Source organism: Pseudoalteromonas sp. BZK2 (assembly GCF_014349195.1).
Classification (GTDB): Bacteria; Pseudomonadota; Gammaproteobacteria; order Enterobacterales; family Alteromonadaceae; genus Pseudoalteromonas; species Pseudoalteromonas simplex.
On record NZ_JACSOG010000066.1, the window covers coordinates 1 to 8248 of the forward strand.

General features: G+C 38.7%; 9 protein-coding genes. 7 read left to right on the forward strand and 2 right to left on the reverse strand.

Features of this window, described 5'->3' with window-relative positions; all coding sequences use genetic code 11:
• On the reverse strand, positions 1-183 hold a 183-nt coding region (locus BIZ38_RS21315), incomplete at its 3' end, for a helix-turn-helix domain-containing protein (RefSeq protein WP_187491250.1).
• Here BIZ38_RS21315 and BIZ38_RS21320 point away from each other — a divergent pair.
• The 7 genes from BIZ38_RS21320 to BIZ38_RS21350 all read left to right on the forward strand — a co-directional run bounded on the left by BIZ38_RS21320 (position 184) and on the right by BIZ38_RS21350 (position 7803).
• Positions 184-459 carry a transposase gene (locus BIZ38_RS21320; RefSeq protein WP_262387642.1) on the forward strand — a complete coding sequence of 92 codons (276 nt, stop codon included), beginning with the start codon at positions 184-186 and terminating at the stop codon, positions 457-459.
• Positions 460-575: 116 nt separating this feature from the next.
• Entirely contained in the window at positions 576-3722 is a 3147-nt protein-coding gene (gene traN / locus BIZ38_RS21325) for a conjugal transfer protein TraN (RefSeq protein WP_187491251.1), read from the forward strand.
• A 70-nt stretch (positions 3723-3792) separates the two neighbouring features.
• On the forward strand, positions 3793-4743 hold the full coding sequence (locus BIZ38_RS21330; protein WP_187491252.1) for a hypothetical protein: 951 nt from the start codon (positions 3793-3795) through the stop codon (positions 4741-4743).
• 144 nt (positions 4744-4887) lie between these two features.
• Positions 4888-6021, forward strand: a complete 1134-nt coding sequence (locus tag BIZ38_RS21335) for an XRE family transcriptional regulator (protein WP_187491253.1) — start codon at positions 4888-4890, stop codon at positions 6019-6021.
• Positions 6018-6521, forward strand: a complete 504-nt coding sequence (locus BIZ38_RS21340; protein ID WP_187491254.1) for a DUF4411 family protein — start codon at positions 6018-6020, stop codon at positions 6519-6521. Before BIZ38_RS21335 ends, BIZ38_RS21340 begins: the two co-directional genes overlap by 4 nt.
• Before the next feature lie 518 nt (positions 6522-7039).
• Positions 7040-7324 carry a helix-turn-helix domain-containing protein gene (locus BIZ38_RS21345; RefSeq protein WP_187491255.1) on the forward strand — a complete coding sequence of 95 codons (285 nt, stop codon included), beginning with the start codon at positions 7040-7042 and terminating at the stop codon, positions 7322-7324.
• Between the two features lie 47 nt (positions 7325-7371).
• Entirely contained in the window at positions 7372-7803 is a 432-nt protein-coding gene (locus BIZ38_RS21350; RefSeq protein ID WP_316247592.1) for a HipA N-terminal domain-containing protein, read from the forward strand.
• A 30-nt stretch (positions 7804-7833) separates the two neighbouring features.
• Here BIZ38_RS21350 and BIZ38_RS21355 read toward each other — a convergent pair.
• Positions 7834-8248 (reverse strand): zinc ribbon domain-containing protein (locus BIZ38_RS21355; RefSeq protein ID WP_187491256.1); only part of this gene is annotated, 415 nt, incomplete at its 5' end.

Here is an 8248-nt window from a genome sequence, read left to right on the forward strand (position 1 = left end):
TTCCTTGAGGAGAGAAGCCATATCTTTGTAAAACAGGAATGTTTTATCGTATTCATATCGACGCATATTTTCAGACAACAACAGATTCCAAATGCCACGCGCTGTCGCACCAAACTCAATGAGCTTAACTTCTTGTTCTGGCGTAGGGTTTAGCCTGTAGTTGTATCTGAGCGTCTTTTTCATATGCTGATTACAATCGGCACTCGATATTCAGTAGGCCAGCACGCAAGGAGGATTAAGCAAGCCACAACCGCTAAAATCTGGAAATCATTTCCTTACCTCAAAAACCAATTTTGGAAAGAGAAAACGTTTTGGTCTGATGGATACTTTGTGTGTTCTGTAAGAAATGCTAGTGCAGAGATAATACGAAAATATATTCAAGAGCAGGGGCGATACAGATTCATCCCCGCTATATCACTTCGCTCTGATCACGGGGTTTTCTCGGTGAATTTTCGATAAAACTGTGAGAAAACTAAAAAAGTAAGTTTTAGTCAAAAATCTAATTAAAATTCAGATTTAGATGGAAATATAGATTTTAAAATAGCTTCAAATCAATTGTCATGGCTCTATGTTGAATGAAGTGTTTTAAGAAAAAATTAACCGGATATACAATCATTGCAAGCATGGTTGGTCAAACCATTACTGTATCAGCAATTGGGGTATGGGCAGGGTTACTCGCGATTGCCACTCCATTTGAAAAAGCTATTGCTGCACAGGAGCGGTTTGACCAAATTAAACAAAAATACAAAACAGATGATCCAACAAATAACCGCTCCGATGATCAGCGCTTAAATCAAACGTTATTAAAATACCCAAATCAAACAGTCATAAATCCAAATCGTGAAAATGAAATAATACAAAAATACTACCTAACCCCACAGACATCTAGAACAGTTGATTTGTCTGCTTATGGTAATTTTGGTGACAATGCACAGCAGCGGATTGAAGATAGCGTAAATGTTGCGAGAGACATGTCAAAGTCAGCTGTTGTTCCATCGACTAATGCTAGTGGAGGTTTAATTACAAATTATAGTAATGGGGGAGTTTCGCTTACAAAAGATGATAGTGGTAATTATGTGGGCACTATTGATGAATCAAAAGTTACTGAGCATGTTTCTAATCAAAACGAGTACACTAGCTCAGAGCTAAATCACTCTCAAACAACATTTGATGCAGACAGTCACTATGGTAATGAGACAGAGTTTTATGCTTCAGGAACAACTAAAATAAACAGTTTGAAAACAGGCACTGCCAGTGATGCAACTGTATACCAAACAATTCAATCAATTCAGAATGACAATAAACCTCCAGAAATAAACCCAAGAAGCAGTATTTTCAATTACGGATTTAATGAAGTGAATGATGCCCTTGACGGTACCGGATCATGGTTATCGTCATGCACAGATGAGTCAGTTGACATAACACGTGAATTTACATCAACACAGTCAACAAATCATTTATGTATGCAACCACTTGCAAGCAATAGCTTATATTGCGAAGTTGAAAGAGCTACACCAGTTGCATATGACGTAATTGTTCAAATGGCGGGTAAGGGCAAGCAATTTTTAACAGTAGAATTTGATCTAAAGCAGCAAACTGCTAAGACAATAGCCCCAACTGATTCAATTGCAACAGAGTTGAAATTTGAAGGCCCAAGTTTTGAAGACTTCTGCACAGTTAATAATACTAATATTAATAGGGTAGGCCTTGGTGTTTGGTCTAACACCACTATAGATGGAAGCATTGATGAAAGTACTTGGATTCGAGAGTTGCAAGCGCCAACATGTGCAAATGGTTTAAAAGGTATTGTCCAAGTTGAAGATAAAACTGATGATGGTGGTGACACAAAATGGATTTTGAACGCTCAAGTAAGATACAGGTTTACGGGTGAAGTCGGGGAAAACAAGCAATATCCAGCCGGTTGCTATGATGCGATTGAAAGTGAGCTAAAGGAAAGCAATGGCTTAGCAGGGTTTAGTGACACCACCAGTGGTGATGCTGAGAGCCGGTTCGAAGGTTTTTGTAAATTTGATAGCTATACAAATATCGAAGTTGGTAGCGTTGGATTACCCCCAGAAATATTAGAAACAGTCCCTCCTTTTTATAATGGTGATACAGGAAATAAAACTTGGAGAGTTAACCTTGATGGATACAACTGTGATCCTACTAAAGGTGAAGATTACTGTATTGTAACTCGGAGAGCCACTGAGGAAGAAAAAGCAGCAGGGATAGAGGATGAATTCCAATGTTATTCCTGGGATGAGATAGAATCTCAACCAAACCACTGCGCTACCTACCAAACTGATACGCAATGCCAAGAAATTGAAAGAACATGTGCTGAAGGATGGCTTTGGGAGCGAGATGACGCCGATGATATTTGCTTCGCTTACACTATTGAGTATCAATGTGATGAAGAAATTGTTTCGACAGTAACAAGCTCCGTAACACAGAATACCTGTGCGGCTACATTGCCTTGTGTTGGAGGGAATTGTGAAACATCAAATAGGGAGGTTAATGATCAATTCGCAGATGTTCTTGCTATGGCAACAGTAATTCAGCATATGGAGGATGGGATGAACTGCGAAGATCCTACAGACCCATCAACGTGCACTATTTTTGAAGGTGAAGGCAAATTTTGTTCTTGGGAGCCAAGTGGTTTAGGTAATGACTGTTGTGAGGCTCCTGATGGTGTTGATATTTATGAATATGCACAAGCTGCTTATGGCATGCTTCAAGCTGATGCATTTGTGGCTGGACTAGATGGAACCAGCAATGCTGTAGTAGGCGGCTATCAGAGCCTGAGAGAGCCTATTGCTAATGCAGCTACAACTGCTGGTGAAGCTGTTTCAAGCGCCTGGTCTTCAGTGTCTACAGTATTTACTGATGCGGCAAGTACTGCGGCAGGTAATGCAGCAGGGGAGGTGGTTGATGCATCTGGGGCCGCAATGGATATTTTATCTGATCAAGCTATTGAAGAACTACAGCAGATGGTTATGAGCTACATTTATGATTCGATTCCAGAGGAGTTAGCACAGGCATTAATGAAAAAAACCGTTGAGGATGGAGTATCTACAGTGGTGCTATCAGAAGGGGCAAGTCAAGCTTTAGCGGTAATTGGCTATGTATATGCTGCATACATGGTGTATCAATATATTAAACTCGCTTTGAACTTGCTCACTGCTTGCCACGGGTATGAAATGGATATGGGAGTTAGGCTGGCTACGAAACAATGCATTCCCGTGGGTAAGAAATACTGTGCTGAAGATGCTTTAGGTGTCTGTTATCTACGTCGTCAAGATTATTGTTGTTATGACTCTATCCTATCTCGAATAATAATGGAACAAGCATCCCCAATGCTTGGCCATGACTTAGAAGAATATACAACTGAAAAAGTTGATGGTTCAAAATTAAGGAATTGTCCGGGGTTAACCCCTGAACAACTGTCTAACCTGGACTGGAATAAAATTGATTTAAGCGAATGGATTAACATAATGATCGAGTCTGGTATTGCTGATTTTGATCAAGACCTTGATAAGCTGACTGGTTCTGGTCGAATGCTTAATAATGAAGGTCGAGAAAACGCTGTTGATAGAACAACACAAAGAGCTGTTGACGCTGAACTGGCTGAGAGGGCTATCGAAACAAGAAGTATTATAAATGCAGATGATATTGATTGTTCATATGTGCCGAGACCATTGGCATGCTACTTCCGTAATGATTAGTGATTATAAAGTTGCGCAATATAAATAATAAAGTACGATAGAGTTACTTTCGGGACAAAAGAAAAAATCTATGAAAAATATAACTAAAATAGCTTTAGCTTCAGTCATGGCATTAACTTTATCAGCTTGTTCATCAACAAAAGAGCCAATCGTGTTTAATAACTTTCAAGCAAATGAGAATGACTCATTTGCAAAAACAACAATGCGCTTAGCTGGCAGCAATAAGTTTATGGATAGTGCTGACGGAAAGTCAGGGACTCGCAAAGTACCTGGTTCGAGTGTTATGGCTTTTGGTCAGTTGTTAATGTTAGATTTTACTGGAGCAGCCAGTACAGCTATTAATGATAGTATCATTGAAAACGAGCCTTTAGCTAAGAGCGCCCAATTTATTGTTAAAGTTGAAAATGTAGACCAATCAGTACTTGCAAACCCTGAAGGTATTATTGCTAGAGCTTCGAAAAAGCTTGATGAAATTGCTGCCAAGAAAGGGCTTGAAATAGAGTCAGAAAGGACTACAAATACTCAGCGAATCATCAACTATAAAAACAAAAATCAATGTGAAAATTTGCTTCTTGTTCTGAGTACCTGCGGACAATACCTTGGGCTTGGAAGAGTTTCTTCATATGATCAAGAAAGTAAGTCTGCATATGTAACTTTTGAGGCAAGTGGAAAGTTTGTTTCGTTGCATTTAATGAGCGGTTACATGGGGGATGATGTTTACTTGTATCACCCAAGAAAATTAAGTTCAGGTAATTGGGATTATAGTAGGAGTGTGTACGCAGGTTCTCATATAGTTATTTATAAAGGTAAAGTGCATAAATTTATTACTGGCCAAACTTTTGATGATGGTGTGAATATTAGCGAACTGCGATACGTATTTTTTGAGGAATGGGAAAAAGAAAATAAGAGCGAATACAACGAAAAGTATTACAAAAACCCTAAAGACAAAGGTAAATACTTATACGATTACCATTTAAAAGACATGAGCTTCACTGAATTACCGCTTGATACTAAACTATAACTCTTGTGATGAGCCAGCGATTAAGCTGGCTCCTTCCTTGAAACGGGCGAATTGCTTGATTCCGCTAGCGACTAATATAACAAATTATGTACAATACCGCCTATAATATGTATTGTGGTTACAATAAATTAAGTAGTAGAGATCATGGCAACGCAAGCATTAATTAATCCCCAACTTGTAACTTGGGCACGGCAACGAGCCGGCTTAAGCAAGGAGGACTTTGCTCAAAAATTAGGGATTAAAAAGGTTGAACGCGTAGTTGAATGGGAGGCTGGAACATCTAAGCCAACATTTGTTCAAGCCCAGAAAATTGCAAGCGCCACTAATATTCCTTTTGGTTACCTGTTTTTAGTTAACCCTCCTAAAGAAGAACTACCTATACCTGATCTCAGAACTATAGGTAACAAGCATCGTGATGAAGTATCTGTTGAAATGAGAGATATCATTAAGCAGGTAATGTATAAACAACAATGGTATAAAGAGTATTTGCGACAAATTGGCGAAGAGGAATTGCCGTTTGTCGGTCGCTTTTCTACAAAAAATACTATTTATGATGTTGCTCAAGACATAAGAGGTGAATTAGGAGTTCCACTGCCTCAAAAAGGCTCTTGGGAAGACTATCAACGTCAACTAATCAACGCTGCTGAAAACTCCCGCATTCTTGTTATGAGAAGTGGCATTGTAGGTAATAACACCAGAAGAAAGCTCGAAGTTAGTGAGTTTCGAGGCTTTGCCATCTCCGACAAATTAGCGCCTGTAATATTCATAAATAGCTCTGACGCGCCAGCCGCAAGACTTTTTACACTTATTCATGAGTTAGCTCATCTTTGGATAGGCAGTAGTGGGGTTTCTGATCTTGGCAACGAACACGCTGAGGAAGAAAAGTTCTGCAATGCTGTAGCTGGCGAATTTTTAGTCCCTGAGAAAGAATTCCATGAAATGTGGAATCCGCTAGTTAGCCTACTAAACAATGTTGTAGCAATTAGTTCTAGATTTCACGTTAGTAAACTCGTTGTGGCTAAACGGGCTTTCGACTGTAACGCTATAGACTCTGATACTTATAGGGAATTTTACCAACGTGAAATGAAAGCGTTTAGACGCAAAAAAAACAGCGGAGGAGACTTTAACATTACTGCGGGTGCCCGTAACAGTGCTTTATTTTCTAGTGCAGTTGTTGCAGAAGCAATGAGTGGGCGGATGCTACTTCGGGATGCAGGGAGCTTATTGGGAATTCAACCTAATAAAATTAAAACGTACGCGAGCAAACTTGCCTTATGAATTACTTGCTAGATGCAAATACATTTATTGAAGCGAAAAATCGATACTATTCGATGACAATTTGTCCGGGCTATTGGCAGTGGTTATTGCGATCAAATAAGCATTACGGCGTTTCAAGTATCGAATTCATAAAGAAAGAGCTGATCAACGGTAATGATGAACTCGCGATATGGGCTAAAGAACATCCAGATTTGTTTGAATCTAATGATGATGAAGCAACCCAACTTGCCTTCGCAAATGTGGTGAATTATGTAATGTCTCTAACCGAGATGAAAGACGGAACACATGAAGAGTTTCTGAGAGGGGCAGACCCTTGGTTAATTGCTAAAGCTATAACAACTGGATCAGTGATAGTTACCCACGAAAAGCTCGACAAAAAGATCAAGAGAAAAATCTTAATCCCAAACATTTGTGAGCACTTCAAAGTAACTTATATCAACACTTTTGAGCTACTAAACAATTTAGAAGCTCAATTTGTTATGCACACATCAAACCCTTAGGCTTTAGAACCCTATTTATTTTCAAAAATTGTAGTTCGCTAGTAATACTTGAAGCGCCTCCACTAACTAATCCAAATCTCATAAGTAATTCATTAGCAATAACGCTAATCTTGTTTAAATAACGTTTAAAAGCGGTAATATCCGGATCAAATTTTCTGATCCGCGACATCAGTATTTGGCGTATATTCAAGCGAGTTCTGCAGCACTGAATTTGGAGTTTTTTTAGCCAATATTTTTAGGTGGTTAATAAAACCATTAGATGGGATAAACTTCTAATTTTATTCATACATAAAAATCCTTTTTAAGTTCTTTCCTAAATTGTAACTATTATTCTATTCCTTGTGAGTCTATCTAGTCAATTTGTGGTATCTATATGAATTGCAGTTTTTCACAATATATTGTGAGTTTTTGGTTTTTTGACTGCTGTTCTATATTTTTCACAAAATATTGTGAATTTTTTGCCCTATTGATTATATCCCTCTATTATTCACAATTATCTGTGAATTTTGGAGCTAAAAATGGAAATATCTGTTAGTTCAGCAAAGCAATTAGGTAAATTAATATCTGCGGTTAGAAAAAGCCAAGGATTAGACCAAAAAACAATTGGAGAATTTTCGGGCAATAGTATCAATACGGTAGGTGACTTTGAAAAGGGGAGTGGTTCATTGTCCGTAAGCAGGTTGTTTGATTTGATGGAGTCACTTGGTATTGAAATGAAAATAGACTTTGCGCTGCCTCCATCAGATACTTCAGCACAAAATAAACTAATCAAACGCATTAATGAGATAGTTGATAATGAATAGATCGTTCACAGTATTTGTAAGTACAAAAAAATGGGTGAATTAAAGATGTGAATGGTTTTTGGGCATTTGAATATGCACAAGAGTGGGTTAACTCAGATAAAAACTTCCCCTTGTTACCGGATATACCAATTCAAAATGAAATGACATTAGACACAGGTACTAAACGTCCTGTTCAGAGCTTTTTTGATAATCTTTTACCCGAAGAAAACGCGCGCAAATTATTAGCAAAAGATCCGCAAGTTGACCACCCCGATTCATTTGCATTACTAGAAGTGTCAGGTATTGAGTCAGCTGGTGCCTTAATAATGTTGCCTAAGGGTAGCGTCATGCCTGAACCAAGTGCTGAGCCTTTAGAATTATATGCTCTTTCAGAGAGGATAAAAGCCCTCCCTAAAGCACCATTGAATAAGAGGGAAGGTAGTCGGATGTCACTCGCTGGAGCACAGCGTGAACTACCCAGCGACATCGATTCACTCTGATCACAGGGCTTCTACAGTCTAGCTTAACAGCTAGGCAGCTTCTTTTTTCTCAGATCCAAAATCCAACTTCGATAATTCGAAGACTTTGGTTTTAACAGATTGTTTCTGCTGAGATGCGGGTGTTACCCTTGCGACGATTCCAGCCGCAATTATATCTAATTCACCTTTACTAGCTATGCTTTTAGCAGCAGCTAGATCGCGGCTTTGATACGCTCCGCAAGCCGTACAAGTAAAACGCCTATCATTCAATGTTAAAACATGGCGTTGCCCGCACTCCGAACAAATTCCAGTGGATTTTTCAAAACGACCTATTTCATGATAGAGCTTGCCTTCTAGCTCAGCTTTATACTTTGAAAGCTGAGTGATCAAACCCATCACGTTATCTGCAACCATACTACCATTGAACTTTTGCATCGCTTTTACGTTTAAATCTTCGAACACTAAA